Raw genomic sequence first — 663 nt, 5'->3', positions numbered from 1 at the left:
ATACGTCAAACGCCTGCGCGTAAGGGCATGTATTATCGTTATATTTTTTGTGGAAATGGTACGACCAGAATTGTTTTGCAAATCTTATGATTAAATAACCTTCAAATCTTGAGTTCACATGCTTTGATGTCACTTGTTATAAGAGGCATAATTCGACCTTTGTGGTTATCGCATTAGGAATCGCGTTGGAATTACTACACACTGAATTTTTGGGTCGCCCGTTAAGGTTGGAAGGATCGATGGCGGGATGGCAGCAATTGTACTGGGATAACACTCTAGTTTCTCAAATTGATGTGAGCGAAAAGAAAACAGAAACTTACACGCATCTATTTAAGTTGAGTGCTGGAGAAGAGGTTTTGCTTTGCAAATTAGACTGCACATTGGATTGGCAACCTTTTGATCTGACCTATCGCGCCACCGTTAACGGTGAGCTAATTACGGAAGGTTCAAGAAACGAAAAAGATATTGAAAGGCAGGTGCCACAGGTCGCGCCGCCATCAGAAAAGCGCTTGAGTGTCATCGGTATTTTTTCCTTAGGTATGAAAGCCTTAAAAAGCGCGAAAGTGATTAAAGTTGCGCTGGCGTCAGCAAGTTTAGCTGCCTATTCATGGTTGTTTTCTATTGAGTTTGCTCTGGCTCTTATCGTTTGTCTTATGTTCCACG

General features: G+C 41.8%; 1 pseudogene. It reads left to right on the top strand.

From position 1 onward, the window contains the following. Positions 1 to 185 precede the first annotated feature (185 nt). Positions 186 to 663 (top strand): annotated as a pseudogene (locus R7Q11_RS26815) (site-2 protease family protein); the annotation flags it as partial.

Source organism: Vibrio sp. 970 (assembly GCF_033339075.1).
This window is presented reverse-complemented; position numbering and strand designations above follow the sequence as displayed.